The 19,762-nt window shown below is 64.1% G+C and carries 16 protein-coding genes; 6 read left to right on the top strand and 10 right to left on the bottom strand.

Features of this window, described 5'->3' with window-relative positions:
* Positions 1–55: 55 nt before the first annotated feature.
* Entirely contained in the window at positions 56–1,420 is a 1,365-nt protein-coding gene (locus ACX12F_RS15995; RefSeq protein WP_459365528.1) for a cytochrome P450, read from the bottom strand.
* Between the two features lie 89 nt (positions 1,421–1,509).
* Here ACX12F_RS15995 and ACX12F_RS15990 point away from each other — a divergent pair, with 89 nt between their 5' ends.
* Together ACX12F_RS15990 and ACX12F_RS15985 are read left to right on the top strand one after the other, a co-directional pair.
* On the top strand, positions 1,510–1,806 hold the full coding sequence (locus ACX12F_RS15990; protein WP_459365527.1) for a hypothetical protein: 297 nt from the start codon (positions 1,510–1,512) through the stop codon (positions 1,804–1,806).
* 111 nt (positions 1,807–1,917) lie between these two features.
* Entirely contained in the window at positions 1,918–2,823 is a 906-nt protein-coding gene (locus ACX12F_RS15985) for a universal stress protein (RefSeq protein WP_459365526.1), read from the top strand.
* Positions 2,824–2,886: 63 nt separating this feature from the next.
* Here ACX12F_RS15985 and ACX12F_RS15980 read toward each other — a convergent pair whose 3' ends face one another.
* Together ACX12F_RS15980 and ACX12F_RS15975 are read right to left on the bottom strand one after the other, a co-directional pair.
* A complete protein-coding gene (locus tag ACX12F_RS15980) occupies positions 2,887–3,684 on the bottom strand; it encodes a universal stress protein (protein ID WP_459365525.1) in 798 nt (265 codons plus the stop codon).
* A complete protein-coding gene (locus ACX12F_RS15975; protein ID WP_459365524.1) occupies positions 3,681–4,703 on the bottom strand; it encodes an MprF family protein in 1,023 nt (340 codons plus the stop codon). The genes ACX12F_RS15980 and ACX12F_RS15975 overlap by 4 nt, the downstream gene beginning before the upstream one ends.
* Positions 4,704–5,093: 390 nt before the next feature.
* On the opposite strand from ACX12F_RS15975, the gene ACX12F_RS15970 reads away from it, so the two are divergent.
* Both ACX12F_RS15970 and ACX12F_RS15965 read left to right on the top strand, forming a co-directional pair.
* Entirely contained in the window at positions 5,094–5,999 is a 906-nt protein-coding gene (locus ACX12F_RS15970; protein WP_459365523.1) for a universal stress protein, read from the top strand.
* Positions 5,996–8,392: a phosphoketolase family protein gene (locus tag ACX12F_RS15965; RefSeq protein WP_459365522.1), complete on the top strand. Its 2,397-nt coding sequence runs from the start codon at positions 5,996–5,998 to the stop codon at positions 8,390–8,392. The genes ACX12F_RS15970 and ACX12F_RS15965 overlap by 4 nt, the downstream gene beginning before the upstream one ends.
* A gap of 80 nt (positions 8,393–8,472) precedes the next feature.
* Here ACX12F_RS15965 and ACX12F_RS15960 read toward each other — a convergent pair whose 3' ends face one another.
* From ACX12F_RS15960 to ACX12F_RS15945, 4 genes are all read right to left on the bottom strand, one after another.
* Positions 8,473–9,363: a universal stress protein gene (locus ACX12F_RS15960; RefSeq protein WP_459365521.1), complete on the bottom strand. Its 891-nt coding sequence runs from the start codon at positions 9,361–9,363 to the stop codon at positions 8,473–8,475.
* Positions 9,364–9,371: 8 nt separating this feature from the next.
* Entirely contained in the window at positions 9,372–10,256 is an 885-nt protein-coding gene (locus tag ACX12F_RS15955) for an NAD(P)H nitroreductase (RefSeq protein WP_459365520.1), read from the bottom strand.
* A gap of 135 nt (positions 10,257–10,391) precedes the next feature.
* Entirely contained in the window at positions 10,392–11,411 is a 1,020-nt protein-coding gene (locus ACX12F_RS15950) for a zinc-binding alcohol dehydrogenase family protein (RefSeq protein WP_459365519.1), read from the bottom strand.
* The gene (locus ACX12F_RS15945) at positions 11,408–12,343 is read right to left on the bottom strand and encodes a universal stress protein (protein ID WP_459365518.1); all 936 of its coding nucleotides are present in this window, start codon (positions 12,341–12,343) and stop codon (positions 11,408–11,410) included. Before ACX12F_RS15945 ends, ACX12F_RS15950 begins: the two co-directional genes overlap by 4 nt.
* A gap of 124 nt (positions 12,344–12,467) precedes the next feature.
* Here ACX12F_RS15945 and ACX12F_RS15940 point away from each other — a divergent pair, with 124 nt between their 5' ends.
* Positions 12,468–13,046 (top strand): hypothetical protein, encoded by a 579-nt coding sequence (locus ACX12F_RS15940; protein WP_459365517.1) that lies wholly within the window; start codon positions 12,468–12,470, stop codon positions 13,044–13,046.
* A 33-nt stretch (positions 13,047–13,079) separates the two neighbouring features.
* On the opposite strand, the gene ACX12F_RS15935 is transcribed toward ACX12F_RS15940, so the two are convergent.
* Positions 13,080–13,973, bottom strand: coding sequence for a universal stress protein (locus ACX12F_RS15935; RefSeq protein ID WP_459365516.1), 894 nt, complete (start codon positions 13,971–13,973; stop codon positions 13,080–13,082).
* 250 nt (positions 13,974–14,223) lie between these two features.
* The gene (locus tag ACX12F_RS15930) at positions 14,224–15,003 is read right to left on the bottom strand and encodes a Crp/Fnr family transcriptional regulator (protein WP_459365515.1); all 780 of its coding nucleotides are present in this window, start codon (positions 15,001–15,003) and stop codon (positions 14,224–14,226) included.
* A gap of 320 nt (positions 15,004–15,323) precedes the next feature.
* On the opposite strand from ACX12F_RS15930, the gene ACX12F_RS15925 reads away from it, so the two are divergent.
* Positions 15,324–15,650, top strand: coding sequence for an Rv2628 protein family (locus tag ACX12F_RS15925; RefSeq protein ID WP_459365514.1), 327 nt, complete (start codon positions 15,324–15,326; stop codon positions 15,648–15,650).
* On the opposite strand, the gene otsB is transcribed toward ACX12F_RS15925, so the two are convergent.
* On the bottom strand, positions 15,647–19,609 hold the full coding sequence (gene otsB, locus ACX12F_RS15920; RefSeq protein WP_459365513.1) for a trehalose-phosphatase: 3,963 nt from the start codon (positions 19,607–19,609) through the stop codon (positions 15,647–15,649). The genes ACX12F_RS15925 and otsB overlap by 4 nt on opposite strands.
* Positions 19,610–19,762 lie beyond the last annotated feature (153 nt).

Below are 19,762 nucleotides of genomic sequence, written 5' to 3'. Positions count from 1 at the left end.
CAGATCAGTAGGTAACGCCAGAAGAGCAGCCGCCGCATGCGAGCCACCGCCAGAGTCACACTCGCGCGTCGACCCGAACCGGGATGGGGCCCTTTGCCACCGTCGTGTACGGCGACTCCAGTGGGAAGTCGTCCGCCATCGACTCGATGCGGTTCGACCGGACGATGGTGGCCAGCGCGAGCGTCGTCACCAGCATCGCGAAGTGCTCACCGATGCACGAGCGCGGGCCCGCGGCGAACGGGATGAACTGCCAGCGGTCGCGGATCTTGGAGTTCTCCGGGCTGAAACGGTCGGGGTTGAAGGCCAGCGGGTGGTCCCACAATGTCGGGTCCCGGTGCACGGCGCTGATCCCGATGGCGACGATGCTGCCGGCTTCCACGCGGTAGCCGTCGACGACGATGTCCTGCGTCGCCGTCCGGCCGACACCGGCCGCCGGCGGGCACAGTCGCAGCGACTCGTTGAGCACCTGGGCGGTGTACGTGAGCCGCGGCACGTCGTCGGGCGTCAGCTCCCGATCACCGATCGCGGCGACTTCGGCGGCCACCCGGTCCTGCATCTCGGGGTTGTGCCCGAGCTGCCACAGGGCGTACGTCAGTGTCGTCGCTGTCGTGTCGTGGCCGGCCAGCATGAAAATCAGCAGGTCGTTGCAGATGTCGTCATCGGACAGCTTGTGGCCGGTTTCGGGGTCGGCGGCGGCGAGCAGCGCCTTGACCAGCGGTGCGTCGCGGTTGGGATTCGCGCGGCAGTCCCGCAGGACCTCCATGGTCATCTGGCGCATCCGGGCCACCGCGGCTCGCGCGCGACGGCGTCCCGGCGTGGGCAGCCACTTCGGTGCCTTGATCGGTCGCAGGGCGCGGTCGGCCGTGTAGCGCGAGGCCACGTGCATGTTCTCGGCGATGGTGTTGCTGTGTTCGTTGATGTCGAGGCCGAGAATGGAGTAGCCGAGCGACCGCATGGCGAGCTGGCGGCACTCGGTGTCGAGGTCGACGTCGCGGGCGTCGCGCCAACGGTCGGCACTGGTCTGCGCGGCCTGTGTCATATGTCCGCCGAAGCGGTCGACGTGCTGTCTGGTGAAAACCGGCTGCAAGGCGCGTCGGCGTGGCGGCCAGGCGCTGTTGGGCAGGACGAAGAGGTTCTCGCCGACCACGTTGCGCACTTCTTCGTGGATCGTCGAACGGTCGGCGAGATTGTCTGCGCGGCCCAACACGTCCCGGATGCCGCTGGGCGAGGTGACCAGCACGATGGGCGGCGCGACCGACTTCGGTACCGGGGCGATGCGGCTCACCGGCCCGCCGACTTCGCTCAGCAATACCAGTCCGGTGTGCAATTGCCGTGTGTTCAGCAGCTGCCGCCAGGGCAGCGGATTCTTCGGCGCGAGTGGCAAGGCGCCAACCGGCGGCGCCTCGGTGGTTGCGGACATGACACCAAGAATCGTGCCGCATTCGGCGATTGGCAAGTAGTGCCTTGATTCGACGAGCGCGTGTCGCCGCCGGGGGCTATGAATCAATGATGAGCAACCACGTGAACCTCACCCCACAGGAAAATTCGCTGATCGCCGAGAGCAATCCCGAGGCGTTGGCCCGCATGGACGCGAAATCGCTGAAGGAACTGCGGACCAAGCTCAGGCAAGCGCGCGAGAAGAACTTCAGTCTGTTGCGGCGTCAGGGCGCGGCCCGGGTGGAGGCAGAAGGTGGCCGCGGCGCCGCGCAGCCGGCCAGCGAAAAGCGCGGGGAGAAGGTTGAGGTGTTCGACGAGGCGCTGGCCCGGGTGAGCGAGCGACTCGATGAAGTCGGTGACGCCGGGTAATCAGCCGACCTCGTCGGGATCAGTGAGTGACTTTCGGCCGTAGCACGGCGTGGTCTGCGCTCGTACCGTTGCAGGTGTCAGATACATGCACCTTCGTCTGGAGCGGACAACATGACCGAATTATCTCCTCGCCCTTGCATTTTGGTCGGCATCGACGGTTCGAGGTCATCGCTTGACGCGTTGACGTGGGCCGTCCACGAGGCGCAGGGACGCAACCTGCCGCTGCGATTGGTCCATGCCGTCGACTACGGCAATTTTGTGATGGGATTCAATCCGGGTGCCTCGGAGAGCTTCTTCAAATATGTGGAGGCGGCGGGGCAGAAATTCCTCGACGAAGCCAGGGCAGACGTTCAGGCCATGGATCTTGACGTCGAGGTTTCGCTACACAACGTGACGGGTCGCCCCGCGGACGTGCTGCTGGAACAGTCCAAGGACGCAATTCTCACCGTTGTCGGCTCCACTGGGCTCAACGGACTCACGGGGCTGCTCGCCGGGTCGGTGGCCTTGACGCTGACCGCACACGGGCACAGCCCTGTTGTCGTGGTTCGCTCTCCCGGCGCACATGCCGGCGGTCCGGTCGTAGTCGGAGTGAGCGGTGCGCCGGACAGTGAGGACGCGATCGGCTGGGCCTTCGAGGAGGCCTCGCTGCGTGGCGCAAATCTTCTGGCCGTTCTCGTATCGAGTTATGTACCAGCTTATTTCGATTACGTCGAACCGACATGGGAAGAGCTGCCGGGCCCGGCTCGTGAGGATCAGCAGGCAATGCTGTTGGCGGAGCGCTTGGCCGGGTGGCAGGAGAAGTTCCCGGACGTGGTCGTCCGTCGGGTGGTGGCCGCCGGTCACCCGGGGCACGTGTTGTTGGACTATGCCCAGCGCGCCCAGTTGGTTGTCACCGGGACCCGGGGGCATGGGAATGTCGCGGGATGGTTCCTCGGATCGACGAGTCACCGCTTGATTCAGCATGCGGGTTGCCCCGTACTCGTTGCCCGGCCCCATGCCCGCGAGTCGAGCAGCTGACATCGCACCGACCTACTGACCACTGCCCGGCCGCGGGCAGTGGTCAGTCGTCTTCATGCACGTTCACGCACGCGCGATGAGGACAGATGGATTGTCGCGGTTGGTGTCGGCATGCGAGCCGATGATGGCCGGAAGTTCCCGAGCGCTGTGGGCGCCGACCACAACGAGGCTGATTGGTTCGGACGTATTGTGCAGGTAGTGGACGACGCTGGTCGTGACAGGTGCGGCGGCGATCTCCACGTCGGGATAGAGCTCGCGCCAGACCGAAGTGCGGCGCCGCAGCTCCTGCCACGCCGTTACACCCGTCTCGGGCGGGCACACTCCGACCGCAATAATCGGCCGCGCGCGCAGTTGCGCTTCGGCAACTGCCGCGGCGAAGACATCGTGGTTTTCGTCCCAGTCGTTCAACTCCACCACGATCGCCCCGTCAGGAGTCCGTCGCCGTGGTGAGTAACTACGGATGACTGCGACGGGGCAGGACGCACCCTCGGCAACTCCTGCGGCTGTCGAGCCCAGTAGCGCCTTTGCAAAACGCCCGATTCCGACCGAACCGACGCACACCAGTGCGGCATCGCGGGATTCCCCGATCAACGCAACGGTCGGGTCGCCGACCACCGCGGCAGTCTCGATCTTTACTTGCGTAGCAGTTGTCTCGATGGCTGCATGCGCTGCTCGCAGGCAGGTCCGGGCGTATTCCATGACCATGCGGTCCGACCCTGCTGACTGCTGAACGCAGCTCACCAGGCGCACTGGTACGTCCCGGGAGATGGCTTCGTCCACTGCCCAATGAGCGGCGTATACGGCGGCCGTCGAACCGTCGATCCCAACGACGACCGAGTCACCGCTATGGAATTCGATCATGTTGTCTCCCTGTCTGTTTGTTCCGTGTTCCGATGGCGGTTGGAAATGACGGAGTTCGGTGTTCCGGCCGCCGTCGACATGGTCGGCGAGCGGTGATGTGGGGCAAACTCGAGGGCGGTCAGAACAGCCAGCGCGTGTCCGAAATGCAGGGCTGGGAAGAGGACATAACGCTCCTGGCTCATCGCGTCGAACTTGCGGACATATCGGTACAGCGACTCGAGTTTGATGAAGCGATCGCCGATATGAGCCAGCGCCCGGAGGGATTGGCGGGACAATCCATGGCCGGTACCTTCGGAGAACAACTCAGGAAATGGCGCGAAAGCGAGCGAGACGCGTTGCCCTCCACGCTCTTTCGTCCATTGGATCATGTCGACGCTGAGTCGTTCGTCCGTGCCGTTCGCGGCATCCCTACGCCGCCATGGCAGGTCCAGGCTGACGTCGGTGCCTCCGCCGGCGCTGGCATAGCGATGGAAGCCCTGTATTCGGCCGTTGCCGTCGCGGGCGATGATGAGCCATACCCCCGGATAGCGACCCGATAGCGTGCCGCCCAGCATCATGCAGAATCCGCGTTCTCTGTCAACGGATTTGCCCGAGTCGAGCATCACGCCGCGCAACTCCGTGCGCAGCTGGTCGTCGACCTCGTTCTCCGCCACGACCTGCGTTGTCATGCCGGCGTTGTGGGTGCGTTGGACAGCTTGGCGAAGATTACGTTTGCGCCGGCCGGCGAGGCTGAATGTGTTGACGTCGATAACGACGTCACGGCCGATCGGCACCGTGGCCAGATGTGGAAGGATCCTTGGGGCGTTGTGCCACAACGCCAATCGTGGCTCTGATACGCCGAGCACTGCGACGTGCCAGCGGTGTGTTCGGCACATTTCGGCGAAGCTGCTGACAAGCCCGGCGTACAGGTCGGGATTTCCGATCGGATCGCCCGCGACGACGGCGTACCCGCCCAGCACCCGGTAGGACAGGGCAGCGGTGCCATCGGGGCTGAACCACAGGCGCCGGCCGGCAGCCATTGCGAACGGAGCCAGTGGATCGCCGTGCGTGCCGCTGATCAGTGACCAAACATGCTGCGAAACAGGATAAGTACTATTCGGTGAGCGCGACCTGCTGCCGTGTCGTTTCCGGCTCGGCCGGCCGATGGTCAGCTGGGGACCTGCGGCGCGGTCTGCCGGCTCCATGAGCTCCCTCTAAGTGTGGAAAGGCGTGTCTGTGAATCCTCACGCGGGGTATGTGGTCGGGGCGAGGGCACAAAGGCCTTTTGGCCGGCCACATGAGTCACCGCTGGGGGCCACCCGTTGCGCGATGCCTGTGGCGGGCCAACGAGTGACTTTCGGCCATAGCAGCACGTTGCCGGCGCTCGTAGCGTCGTGAACATCGGACCGGCAATGTTCTCGGAGGAAACTGTGACTGAATTAGCTTCCCGCCCTCATATTTTGGTCGGCATCGACGGATCGAGTTCGTCGCTGCTGGCACTCACCTGGGCCGTCAATGAAGCTCAGCTGCGCAACCTTCCGCTCCGGTTGGCGCACGCCGTCGACTTCGAGAGTTTTGCGATGGGATTCAACCCCGGCGCCTCGGAGAGTTTCTTCAAATACCTCGAAACCACGGGCCAGCGCTTCCTTGACGAAGCGCTGGATCACGTCCAGGTTCTGGACCCTGACCTGGAGGTGACCCTGACCCGAGTGGCTGGTCGGCCGGCCCGGGTATTGGCCGACCTGTCCAAGGATGCGTTCCTGACCGTCGTGGGCTCAACGGGCCTCAATGCGTTCATGGGGCTGCTCGCCGGCTCGGTGTCGGTGGCGTTGACCGCGCACGGGCACAGCCCGGTCGTTGTGGTTCGTGCACCCGGGGTGCCGGTGACGGGCACCGTCGTGGTGGGAATCAGCGGCGCACCGGATAGCGAAGACGCTATCGCGTGGGCATTCGAGGAAGCCTCGATGCGCGGCGCAGAACTGGTCGCTGTGCTGGTCTGGAGCTACATGCCGGCCTATTTCTACTACGTCGAACCGCCATGGAATGACCTCACCGGCCGAGCTCGCGAGGAACAGCAGGAGATGCTTCTGGCGGAGCGGCTGGCGGGCTGGCAGGAGAAATTCCCCGACGTCGTCGTCCGTCGCATCACGGCACTCGGCAACCCGGCGCAGGTGCTGCTGAGCCACGCCCAGCACGCACAATTGGTCGTCGCCGGGAGCCATGGGCACGGCGATGTAACCGGATTGTTCCTCGGCGCCACCAGTCACCGGTTGATCCACCATGCGAACTGCCCGGTGCTCGTCGTTCGGCCGCATTCTCGCGAGTCCACCCGATGACCAGCACAACTCGTGCTGTCAGAGAGCCCTTGGCGGAGCCTCGGTTGCGATCGGTCGACGCGTACTGGCGGGCCGCCAACTATCTCACCGCGGGCCAGATCTATTTGATGGACAACCCGCTGCTGCGAACACCGCTGGAGCGCCAACACATCAAGCCCCGTCCGTTGGGCCACTGGGGAACCGCACCAGGACTGAACTTCATCTACGCGCACTTGAATCGCGCGATCATCGACCACAATCTCGATGCGATGTATGTCATCGGGCCGGGACACGGCGGGCCCGCATTGTTCGCGAACGCGTGGCTGGAGGGCAGCTACAGCCGGACTCGTCCCGATATCACCCGCGACGCTCACGGCATGGCGACGCTATTCCGCGAATTCTCTTTTCCGGGTGGCGTTCCCAGCCATGTCGCACCCGAGGTGCCTGGGTCGATCCACGAGGGCGGCGAGCTGGGCTATTCGTTGGCGCACGCCTACGGTGCAGTACTCGACAACCCGAATCTGTTGGTGGCATGCGTCATCGGTGACGGTGAAGCCGAGACAGGACCGCTCGCGGCCAGTTGGCATTCCAACAAGTTCATCAACCCCGTCACCGACGGTACGGTGCTGCCCATCCTGCATCTCAACGGATACAAGATCGCCAACCCAACGGTATTGGCCAGGATCACGGACGCCGAACTCGATAGCTTGTTACGCGGATACGGGCACCACCCGATTTACGTCAGCGGTGACGACCCACACCTGCTGCACCAGGACATGGCCGCAGCACTCGACCGGGCGGTAGCCCTGGTGAGCGAGATCCAGAACGTTGCGCGGACAGCCTCCTCGCCGTCACCACGACCCCAGTGGCCCATGATCGTGTTGCGGACACCCAAAGGTTGGACCGGACCGCAATGGGTAGACGGTTTACCGGTGGAGGGCACGTGGCGCGCCCACCAGGTGCCCATCGCCGACATCCGGACTGAACCGGAACACCGCCGGCAGTTCGTCGATTGGCTCTCTTCTTATCGGCCCGACGAGTTGTTCGATGAGATGGGTTGCCCGACAGCGCTGGTGGCCGACAATGTTCCGACGTCCGATTACCAGATGGGGTTGAACCCGAATGCCAACGGCGGCCTCCTGCTCACGCCGTTGCACCTGCCGGCCGCAAAGGAATTTGCCGTGTCCACCGTGATGCCGGGAGATACCACTGCCGAGCCGACCCGGGTGCTCGGGCACTATCTGCGCGAAGTCATGGCGCGTAACGCCTGCTACCGCAACTTCAGACTGTTCGGACCAGACGAGACCGCGTCGAATCGGCTCGATGCCGTGTACGACGTCAGCGACAAGCAGTGGAACGCAGCGGTTGTGCCGAGCGACGAACACCTGGCTCGCGACGGACGCGTGCTCGAAGTCTTGTCGGAGCACATGTGCCAGGGCTGGTTGGAAGGCTATCTGCTGACAGGGCGCCATGGCCTGCTCAACAGCTACGAGGCCTTCGCGCATGTCGTTGACTCGATGGTGAACCAGCATGCCAAGTGGCTCAAGGTAAGTCGCGAGCTCCCGTGGCGCGCACCGATCGCATCCCTGAACTACTTGCTCACGTCGCACGTGTGGCGCCAAGACCACAACGGCTTCTCGCACCAGGATCCGGGCTTCATCGACCATGTCGCCAACAAGCGCGCCGAGATCGCCCGCATCTACTTGCCGCCGGATGCCAACACCTTGCTGTCGGTCGCGGCGCACTGCCTCGCCAGCCGGGACTACATCAACGTGATCGTCGCGGGGAAGAACGACGCACCGGTGTGGCTCACCGCCGAGCAGGCCGCGGTGCATTGTGCACGAGGCGCGGATATCTTCGAGTGGGCCAGCACCGACGCGGGTTCTGTACCTGATGTTGTGCTGGGTTGTGCTGGCGATGTTCCCACCACCGAGGTACTGGCCGCGGTATCGATACTGCGGAAACATCTGCCGGAGCTCAAGATTCGCGTCGTCAACGTGGTCGATCTGTTCCGGCTGCAGTCGAATTCGCAGCATTCGCACGGCATGACGGACGCGGAGTACGACACGTTGTTCACCACCGATCGGCCGGTGATCTTTGCCTATCACGGTTACCCGTCGTTGATTCATCGGTTGACCTACCGTCGACGCAACCATCGGCACATGCACGTACGTGGTTACCTGGAGGAGGGCTCGACAACCACGCCTTTCGACATGCTGGTGCTGAACAAGATGGATCGCTTTCAGCTGGTGATCGACACGATCGATGTGATCCCCGGACTTCGCGGCCCGGCCGCGGATATGCTGCGCGCTGAGATGACTTGCGCCCACGATCGCCATCGGGACTGGATCCGCACGCACGGTGAGGACCTGCCGGAGATACAGGAATGGAACTGGATTCCGGCAGTTGATTGACGTCGGGGGATGCCCGCCGGGGGATGCCCGTCGGGGGATGCCCGCCGGGCGAGGCGGGCATCCCGTTACCCACCTGAAAACTATTGCGGCACTGCCTGGTCACCGGTGGATGCTGCCGTGCGGTCGGTGCGAGGTTCGGCTGGATCGTGATCCCGGTCGATGAAGACCACGAGCTGGTTCATCTCCACCGGCTCGCGATGAATTCCTCCGATCACGGAGGAAATATCCAGTTTTCCAGTCGAATTCAACACCACGGTGACCGCCAACTCAGGGTGGTCTCGCAGAAAATGCGGCAACCCCGCATTCGTCGCTACGGGATACCACGTCACGTCGGGGTGCTCCTGGCGCCATCGGTCCACCATTTGGTCCAACACCTCACGCGGGGTGGCTCCGAGATCGTTGTCCTTGACACCCAGCGCCAGCACTGGGGAGTGGTGACGACGTGCCCGACGCACCGCGGCTCGGATGATCCGGGAGTCGTCGGTGTACACGCTGACCGGTGCGACGATGAACTGCGGTTGGAAGTCGGCAGTTTTCGTGGCGTCCGCAGCCCGGATCAAAGCAACTGAGCAGGCGGCATCGCTGGCCACGGTTTCGGCGGTCGACCCGAGAAATGCCTTGACGAATCGGCCGATGCCGTTGGTACCGAGACAGACAAGGGACGCGAATCGAGACTCGGCGACCAGGACTCCGGCAGCATTTCCTTCGTAGAAGTCGGTTTTCACCCTGGCTTCGGGGACGGCCGACACAACGTGCCTGCGGACGGCGGCAAGTACGGTCTTTGCCTTCTCGACCTCCACCCGGTACGACTCTGCGGGCATCGGCTGGCCCAGAACGGAATTGACCACATAGATCAGTCGCAACTCCACGTTACGGCTGGCCGCTTCCTGCGCAGCCCACAGTGCCGCCGATTCGGAGGCAGGTGAGCCGTCGATTCCGACGATGACCGGAGCGGCTTGTTCGGTGTGCATGTCTTTCCTCATTCGGCGAAATGGAGTACGTCGGACAGCGGCCGGCGTGGGGCCCGCGGCGGCAGGAGATCGCGGTTGCAGTGGGCTCCGATCCGCACGATCACCTGAGGCAATGCGCGACCGACGACATCGGCCACGATGTTACGAGCGGCGGGAACTTCGACCGCCCGAGTCATGATGGAGGTGGCGAAACCTGCCATGGTGGCCTCGAGGAGCACCTGCGAGAGGGTCTCACCACAGCCGAAGAGCGCCCGGCGGGTGTTCTCGACCGCTGACAACACCAGCAGCACAGAATGATCATCGGGGACGTCGGTCGGTTCGTACCGGTCCTGCTCGGATGAGGTTGCGCCCCAACGATTCGTGTCTGATTCGAACGGCCGAAGCTGCTCGGCCAGCAGGGTTGTTGCGGTGATGTCGGCCCGATCGCCTTCGGCGATCACATCGAGGTAGGTGAACCGGCAATCGACGTCCGAGTGCAGCCGGGGCTCGAATTGAGACCAATTCGGCGGCTCCGTATACGGCAGTCGAGCGGAGCGCCGATCGATGATCGCGTGGGCGCGACGGCGCTGGAGTTCGCTGACACAGTTCGCCGGTGCGATATCGATCAAGGCCAGGTACGCCAGACTGTTGGCGGATGGATAGTACTTGACCTGGCAGTCGTAGCGGTTGGCTGCCATCGCGACGCGCAAGTGGTCCAGGGCCGCTCCACAGCTGATCAGCGATTGGCGCCCAGCGTGATCGGCGGATGGCACTCGCTCGGGGGCAAGGAACAGTTGCAATTGCGAATGGTCGATGATCCAGTTCCACGGCTGGCTGTTGCGGTAGGACGGAGCTCGACAGGCCATGCGTATGCCGTCCTCGAGCACCTCGACCGGTAGCATTGTCTTGAGCATCGTCATCCCCTTCCTGCAGCTGTCTTGTTTCGAGTCTCATAGTGCTGCAGGGGGATCCGACAGGGCCGTAGGTCCTCGTTGGTGTGCCCTTGGGCTCATGCTCGGGGAATCTGTCGATCGACGGGAAGTCGGAGATCAGCTGACCTGGAGTACCGCGGCACCGGAGATACGTCCGGCCGCGAGATCGCTCAGGGCGTGCTGAGCCTGGTCCAACGGATACGTCGGGGCGGTGACTTCGATGTGATGGCTACCGGCGAACGCAAGAAACTCGCGGGCGTCAGCCCGGGTGTTCGACGTCACCGACCGGACCTGCCGTTCCTGAAACAGATGCCGCTGGTAGTTCAGTGTCGGGATGTCGCTGAGATGGATGCCGGCGATGGCCAGGGTGCCGCCACGATCGAGGGCTTCCAGGGCCGGCAACACCAATTCTCCGACGGGGGCAAACAGAATTGCGGAATCGAGTGCCACGGGTGGCGGATCGGCAGGACCCTGTGCCGAGGCGGCACCGAGTTCCAAGGCCAGCTTTTGTGCGGCTTCACCGCGCGTCATGACGTGTACTTCCGCGCCGCGCGCTCGAGCCACCTGCGCGGTGATGTGGGCACTGCCCCCGAAGCCGTAGATGCCCAGCCGCCCGCCGTCCGGTAGGTCGGCTCGCAGCAAGGATCGGTATCCGATGATGCCGGCGCACAGTAATGGCGCAAGTTGGGCATCTGAGTAGCCCGCGGGCAGGGAGTGAACGTAATCGGCTGGAGCGGTGATGAATTCCGCGTAACCGCCGTCTGCGTCCCAACCTGTGTAGCGAGACTGCGGGCAGAGGTTCTCCGCTCCCCGGAGGCAGAAGTGGCACCGCCCGCAGGTGTGTCGTAGCCACGCCACCCCGACGCGATCGCCCACGGTGAACTGGCCCGAGGTCTGGTCCCCGACGGCCACCACTTCACCCACCACCTCATGACCGGGTGTCACATGCGGATGGTGCACGGGTAGATCGCCTTCGACAACGTGCAGGTCGGTACGGCAGACTCCGCAGGCGCGCACGGCGATGAGTAATTCGCCATCGGCTGGTTCCGTGATGTCTGCGGTGCCGAACTCGAGCGGGCTGCTGCCGATGGGGGCCGGGGTACGAACTCGCCAGGTGCGCATGGTCGAGGTGATCATGACTGCGCCGCCGTGGCAACCGTCGGGCTGGTCTCTACGAGGGCTGCGTCGCTCCGCGCGACGATGACCGGTGTCGTCGTCGCGTGCACCAGTGTGGAACTGACCGAGCCCAACAGCATGCCGGCCAGGCCACCGCGCCCACGGCTGCCTACGACGACCAACTGGGCAGACTCGGACTCTTCCACCAGATGACGGGCTGGATGGTCGCGCACCACGTGATAGCTGACCGCCACTTCGGGATAGCGTTCCCGGTACGGCGCCAGGAACTGCGCCAGTCGACGTTCGGCATCGCTCTCGAGTGCCCACCACGGAACCGCGGTGAGCTGGGGGACCTCGGCGTCACTGCAAGCGTGCAGCACGATCAATTCGGAGTTCCGGCAAGACGCTTCCCGGAAGGCTATCTCGACCGCGGGTACCGACCCGGCCGAACCATCGGTGCCCAACAGAATCGGGGCATTGGCAGGAAGCGCTGGCGCGTCGGCGTGCACCAGCACGACGGGGCAGTGCCCGTGGTGGGCCAGTGCGGTGCTGACAGAGCCCAGCAAGGCGCGATTGAACGTGCCCAGTCCGCGGCTGCCCAGCACCATCATGTCGGTGCGAGCGCTCAGCTCGACCAACGCGGGCACGATGGCGCCGAACGGCATTATCGTTTCAATCTCCAACTCCCCGCCCGCGAGGGAACGCGCGAGATGTACCGCGTTGTCGAGCAATTGCCGTCCGCGGTCCTGCCGCCAATCGTTGAGATCTTGCGGCCAAACGGGTGCGGACATTCCGATGCCCGAGTATCCACCGACCAGTGGGCTCACGACGTGTACAAGCGTGATCTTCTGATGGTTGAGCTTCGCGTCTCCGACAGCCCACCGCAGCGCGGCCTCGCTGTCTGCCGAACCGTCGATGCCGACCACAGTGCCGGCGATAGCAGCAATTGACATGTCTTCCATGGTGTTCGGCCCCCTGCTGCCGTACTAGGGACCAAGGTCATCGGACGGCGGCCCCGCTCAGATCAGGACCAACGGCTCTAACGGGCCGGTGCCAACGACTCGTAGCGTCGATCGGGTGCTTCAACACGATGCCGGGGACGGAAACACCGGACACATACTGTCGGACAACGAGATCGGTGCGCTGACACCCGCGCAGCGACGTGAGCTGATCCGCCGCCTCCAGCGTCCGATCGGCGAAGTGATGTCTGCCGCGCATCCGAAGCGACTGCGGCGGGCACACCTCAGCCTGATGACCGGAGGTGTGGTGTTCATGATCCCGTGGATCGTCTATCTGGCTTTCACCCTGCCCCGCACTCACGAGGTCCGGAATTGGCCGGTGATCTGGGTCGGATTCGATTGCCTGTTGGTGGTGTTCATGGCGGCAACGGCAATCTTGGCATGGCTGCACCGCCATCTGTTGGTGTTCTCCGCATTCACCACGGGGATCCTCTTGCTCTGTGATGCCTGGTTCGACGTCACAACGGCCAGTCCGGCCGAACTGCGCACCGCGATCCTGACCGCTGTGCTCGGCGGTGTTCCCCTGGCCGGAATTCTCATCGCCGGTGCGTTGAGCCTGGTCCGGCTCAACGCCATCAGGTCGTGGGAACTCGATGCGGGGGAGTCGTTGTGGCGCTTGCCATTGCGGTACCACTGACCGAGGGGTGTCGGCCGCGCGGGATCAGCGTGCTCAGGGCTGCCGGGCAATGATGACCGGGACAGGCGACTCCGAAACGACCGCGCTACTGACCGAACCGAGTACGGCGCTCGCAATCGTGTTGCGCCCGTGGCTGCCGACGACGAGAAGTTGCGATGTTTCGGCTTCCTCCAGGAGTCGGTGGGCGGGATCGCCCCATGCCACCAACGGCCGAACACTGACATCCGGATACTGTTCAGCCCAGCCGGCCAGTCGCTCGGCCAGGATTTCCTCGCCGGACGTGTCGGGGGCGAGCGTGGTCCCCGCCAGCTCGATGGTTGTGTTCTCGCTGACCACGCAGAGCGCCACCAGTTCGGCACCCCGCGACGCTGCTTCGTCGAATGCGATGGCTACAGCGGCTTCTGAGGCGGGCGAGCCATCGATACCTACGACGACAGGCAAGGCGCACGGCCGGATCCTGGCCTCTCCGCGCACGACCGCGACCGGGCAACCGGCGTGGCGAGCCAGGTCGATGCCGATGGATGGCCAGAACGTTGCCGAGGCGAGATGACGTTCGGTACCGCCCACGACGACCATGTCGGCATCGCCGGAGAGGTCCGCCAACGTCGCGGCCGTCGGCGCGGTGTGCAGCCTGGTCCGGAGGTATCCGAGCGGCGTGGCGTCCGACAGATGGTCGATGACGGATATCGCGCTGCCGACCAGGGCCTGGACGTCCTGCTCGACCTGCGGGCTTGACCGGATCGATTGCGGCGCGCTCGTCAATCCCCAAGCATTGCAATGGTTCTCAGGCTCGCGCAGGACATGCACAACTGTGAGCGGCAGGTCGTGCCGTGCCGCTGTGTCAAGGGCCCAATGGACGGCGCTGCGGGATTCTGCCGAGCCGTCGATACCGACCAGGATGCCGAATCGGCTGTTGCGCGTTCTCATTGCCGGATGTCCGCTCGGCTCGAGGCTGCTTGGCTGCAGTCGTCAGCCGAGATTTCGCGGCCGTGGCAGTGCAGGATCCGATCAACCAAGTCGCGCAGCGAGTCTCCGTCATCAGCCACATGAGACAACCCGCGGCTGTGGAGAAACCTCGCGACACGCTGATCGATCGACCAATTGACGAATTCCATGCGGGCGTATGGCGACGCCAGGAACTGCTGGGCAAGCACCCGGACGTCTGCTCGCGCTGCCGTCATTGCGGTCCCTCCGTGATCCGGCATCGTTCGGAGAAGGCGTGTGTGTCAGGAGGTGACGTGTAGAAGGCCGCCGCCGCACGACGGCGGAGCTGATCAATGTCGGTGATCTCGAACCGGCCCGGGCCGGTGACGATCCAGCCGTGCGCGACGAAGTTCGCCAGTGCCTTGCCAACCGGTTCCTTTGGGGCGCCGACAAGTTCGGCGAACTCCTGACGGGTGAGGGTGTGATCGACGTGTATCACGCCCTCGACGGGAACTCCGAGGTGTTCCGCGAGCGTGAGCAACTCGCGTGCGACCCGAGCGGCGATATCACCCGATGCCAAGAGCGCAATGTCTTGTTCGCGGGCGCGGATTTCCTGCGCGAGCGCCTGGAGCCAGCGTTGGGCGAGCGCGGGCCGGTGCCCGAGGAGCCGTTGCACGGCGCTACTGCTCAACGAAGCCGTGCGCACAAGAGTCTGGCACGTCGCGGTGCAGCCATGCGGGCTGTCGTCGAACGCCGCTGGCGCGTCGATGATGTCACCGGGGCCCAACAGTGATCGGACGGTGCAACGACCCCGGGGAATGGGCGCAGTGAGCTTCACGATGCCCGAGATGATCACGTAGACCCGGTTGGCCGGCCTGCCTTCGGCGAAGATCTGATGCCCGGTGGGGAAGTCGTTGAGGTGGAGCGATGCAGCCGATCCGGTGACCCCGAGAAGCTCATCCATTGTCTTGCGGTCGTGGATCAACCAGCTCTTGCTCAGCGCGTCTTTCCAATCGACATGGGTCGCCGGCACCGCGCATTCCGCCCTGCGATTCCGCATCGTCCTGGTGGCCGGGCGCGTACCGCTGCGGTTGAGAACCGTTGTTGCGGGATTCGACTCCGGCATACGACATGGTCGGGGCATGGTGTGACACTAAGTTCGCAACCGGTAACTCCGATAGGGACGTTTGGCCCAATTCACCAACGTTCGGGTCGTACCAAAGTCCCTCGTTCCTTCGGATTTCGGCAGTCGGCGACACGCCATAGGACATCCCGATGTCGCTACCTCGGCCCCTACACCCGGTATCACGCCGGTGATGTGATCGTTCTATCAGCAATTCGGAGGTGATCGTCATGGGAGCAATCGCGGACTGGGTGGGTCGCGGATCGGCGGCGGCCGATCACCGCCCGTGTTTCTGTGTCCGGGATTGCTTGCACGGCGGCCGGACAGCGCACGTGTCCGGCGACATGGTCGCCGAAGTGGTCGCATCGTGGCTCGCCGAATTCGATGCGGTCAGCCCGGCAGTCGACGACCTGGCGCGCGCGGTGTGCGACGGTGACTGGCCCAGCGCGCATGCATTGGCTGCGCGGCTGTCGGTCGAGATCGAGGTCGCGGTCGAGGCCGACGTCGAGGCGGTCGTCCGGAGGCCACGGCGGTTGTGGTCGGTGGCCACGGCCTAGTAGATGTGGATGGTCGAACCGGCGGCAAGCTGCTGGATGTGTCCCCGGCATTCGACATCTATCGGTGCCACGTCCGAAGGGTCGGCGGTGACTTCGGCAGTTCTGCCATGAATCCGCAAATGCAGCCGATGACCGCGATACCAGATCGAAAGCCCCAGCATTCCAGCATTTTCCGGCCACATGGGGCCGAGTACCAGCCGGTCACAACGCATCTCGAGTCCGGAGAAGCATCGCTGTAACAAGTCGACACTGCCGGCCATGGCAGCCAAATGGATCCCTTCGGACGTGGTGCCGCCGGGGCCATCGGCGATATCGGACTTCAGTACCTGTGTGAAACACGACGTGGCCTGGTCACGGTTGCCGCGAGCCAGCACCCAGGCATGCACGACGGCACTCAGCGTTGATCCGTGCGATGTCCGATTGAAGTAGTAGTCCACAGTTTTCGGAATAGCCTCCGCCGGCAGCCCGTACCCTAGGCGGCCCAGCAGTTGCCGCAACTCGTCGGCGGACAGTAGGTAGAACAGCATCAGGACGTCAGCCTGCTTGGACACCTGGTAATGGTCTGCGCTGTCGTGCTCTGCCTCGAGAATGCGGTCAAGTCGGCGGATATCGTTGTACCGCTTGCGATATGCAGACCAATCCAATTCGCGCAACTGCTCATAGCCTTCGAACTGGCTGATGATGCCGTCGTGAAACGGGACGAACATCTGCCGAGTTACGTTGTCCCACTCGGTGAGTTCGGGGCCGCGCAGATTGAGTCTGTCCAGGAGGTCCAACCGATCACGAAGCGGAAGGATGTCGAGCGATTCGAGGGCACGCGCGATGACCCACACCGCCATCACGTTGGTGTAGGCGCTGTTGTCGATTCCCTCGTACGGACGCCCCGGATAGCCAGTGTGGAACTCGTCAGGCCCGATCACACCCCGGATCTGGTAGCGGCCCCGCTGGGCGTCGAAGCTGGCGCGGCTGACCCAGAAGCGGGCGATCTCGAGGAGCATTTCCGCGCCATAATCGATGAGGTACTTCAGATCGCCGGTCACCTGGTAGTACTGCCAGATGCTGTAGGCAACCGCAATTCCGATGTGGTGCGCATGCCGGCTGGGGTCTGGGTTCCACCTGCCCGACAAGGGATTCAGGTGCATCTGCTGGCTCTCTTCGCGGCCGTCGCTACCTGATTGCCAGGGGAACATCGCACCTGCGTAGCCGCTGGCAGCTGCTGCGCGCCGCGCTTCCGGCAGCCGGCGATACCGATACTTCAACAGCGCGCGACTGACTGCCGGGGTCCGGAGATTGAGCACCGGGATGATGAACAGTTCGTCCCAGAAGATATGGCCGCGATACGCCTCGCCATGTAACCCGCGAGCAGGCACTCCGGCGTCGAGATCAGCGGTGTGCACGGATACGGTCTGCAGCAGGTGCAGGATATGCAGACGGTGAATGCGCAGCTCGGCGGTCTCGGCAACCAGGTGCAGGTTGAATGATTCCCAGAGCTGACCCCACACAATGCGGTGTGCTGAGCAGAGTTCGTCGTACCGATGCACGCCGTTGAGTCTGCGGCGGGCCTCGTCGCCGGGTTCGCCCACCGCATGATCGCGACCGGTGAATATCAGCGCGACCTTCTCGATGGTCACCGACTGGCCCGCAGTGAGCTCTACAGTGACGGTATGCCCGGCGCAGCCGTCGGCCTCGAAGTACCGGTAGCCCGAACCGACGCGTTGGTCTCCTTGTCGCACGGTGGTCCGGGCAGCGACTGCCACCGGAATTCGGGATTGCACCGTCTGGGTTTCCACCAGCACACATCCGTCCGACAGATCCTGCGCCGTGCTGACAGCGAGGTGGCCGGAGGAAAGGTCGCGGTAACGTTCCACACCCGCGTTTCTGACCGCGGCATCGACGGCCGAGCGGAACTCTATGGTGCCCGACCAGTCTTCGGCCGTGACCGTGGTCTGCAGCGCGCAGACATGAGGATCGTCCATGGAGGCGAACCGCCGCTGCTGGACGGCGGCGGTGCGTCCTGCGGCATCTCGGAATCTGATTTCCCGGATGGACTCGGCGTGGCGGATGTCGATCGATTGCCGGTATGTCAGGACGTCTACGCGGTCGATGTCGAACCACTGACCGTCGTCGATCCGAAACGTCAACGGTAGCCAGTTGGGTAGGTTGACGATGCTCTCATTGTCGATCACAGTGCCCACGACGTCGTCGACGAGGCGGTTGTAGACGCCGGCCACGTATGTGCCCGGATAGTGGAAGTCACCTGCCGTGGCTTCAGGTGCGCAGCAGCGACTGCCCAGGTAGCCGTTGCCGATTCCGCACAGCACCTCCCGCAGCCGCTCATACCGCGGTTGGTAGTCGTCGAAGGTGATCGACCAACCATCAGCCTCTGATCGTCCTGCCGCTGCCAGTTGGTCGGACATGTGCTCGAGAAAATCCACGACGCGCTCTGCGTCTTCGACACTGAACTGACCGGCAGTACGCCGGTCCCCGTCTTCGGTGTCCCTCAGGATGATCGACACGCCGTCGTGTTCGATCGCGTCGAACGCCATCTCGTCCGACCGGTTGCTTCCGATATAGATCGGCAGCAGCGGTATCCCGTCTCCAGCCATCTCTATGATCCGGTGCAACATCTTGCACTCGCGCCAGTCGACGTCCGGGTGCAATTCGACGGCGTTGTGGCCCTGGGTGATCCGCAGGTGGTGCTGGCGGGCGGCGGCGTGCACCGCGATGTTGATGTCGGCGGTATGTTCCGCCGGGGCGGTTCCGTAGTGGATCAGGATAGCAAACCGCCTGTGTTCCAAGCGGATTCCCGGGATGGCTTCGAGGCGGTTCTCGAGCATTGCGGCGGCGGACTCCAGCAGGGGAATGGTGGCGACGGCCGCATCATGTTGGTGGTGACTGTGGTCGGGAGCGCAGAACTCAAGCCCGTCGCTCCCGGAGTACCACAGTCCGGGCACCCCGATTGAGGACTGCAGGTCGGCAAGGTCGTAACTGCTGAGGATGGTGACGGGGCACAGTGCCGAGAGCGCCTCGAGCGCATGCGTGGCGCGCGGGGTGAGTGCGCTGACGCCAAGCTCGCCTACGACGTGTGGGAGCGCGCTGTCGAAGTCGATGAACAGCGCCGGGCGGCGGGGGACAGTGACACCACCCAGGAGGCCGAAGGATGCGAGCGCGTCCGGCAACGTCGATATCGGGCGACCAGTGACCTGGACGGTCATCTCGGCCATGTCGCCGACTACCACGTCGGCGCCGGCGGCCAGCAACTCCTGCGTGAAACCGGTGCGGGCCACGCCCACGACCAGACCGAACCCGCCCGCACGGCCGGCCCTAACACCTGACGCGGCGTCGTCGACGACGACACATCGATCGGGCCGCACCCCCAAGCGATCAGCGGCCTCCTTCAGCATGGCGGGATTCGGCTTGCCGGCCAGGCCCAGTTGCTCGGCCAGCACCCCGTCCACCCGAATCGGAAACAACTCGTCGAGGCCGGCTGCGCGTAACACGTCCGCGCAGTTGCGGCTGGACGAGTACACGGCTGTGTGGATGTCCGCGCTGCGGAGCTGACGTACGAGTGCGGCGGACGACTCGAAGCCGGTGATGCCGCGCGCCAGTAGTTCGCCGAACAGTCGTTGCTTGCGGTTACCCAGGCCCCGGACGGTGTCGTCGTCGTCGCCATCGCTGACGTCGCCTTCTGGTAGCGAAATTCCGCGCGCGGCCAGGAAGTCCCGTATTCCGTCCTCGCGGGGCTTGCCATCGACGAAGCGCCGGTAGTCGGCCTCGGTAAACGGATTCGGTTCCGGACTGGTTCCTGTGCCGCGGCCGGCGAGGAAGGCATCGAACACGGCCTTCCACGCGGCGAAATGCACTGAGGCGGTATCGGTGATCACCCCGTCGAGATCGAACAGCACCGCGTCGTAGAAACGGGGGTCGATGGTGACTGGACCGTCTGGGTGCTCCGACACCCTCTGACAATCTCAAACAGCTCAGCGCGAGGGGAGGGCCGAACGGCCATGGTTGGGATGACCTCCTCCCCACCGGGTCCGTTGTCTGTTTCGGATCGGGACCTTTGACCCCTTATTGCTCCTTTTGAAAGACCGTAATGTTGCCTTAGTCGG

It is taken from the genome of Mycolicibacterium sp. HS_4_1 (genome assembly GCF_054515875.1).
The sequence above is the reverse complement of the archived record's forward strand: the minus strand, read 5'-3'. Positions and strand labels throughout refer to the sequence as shown.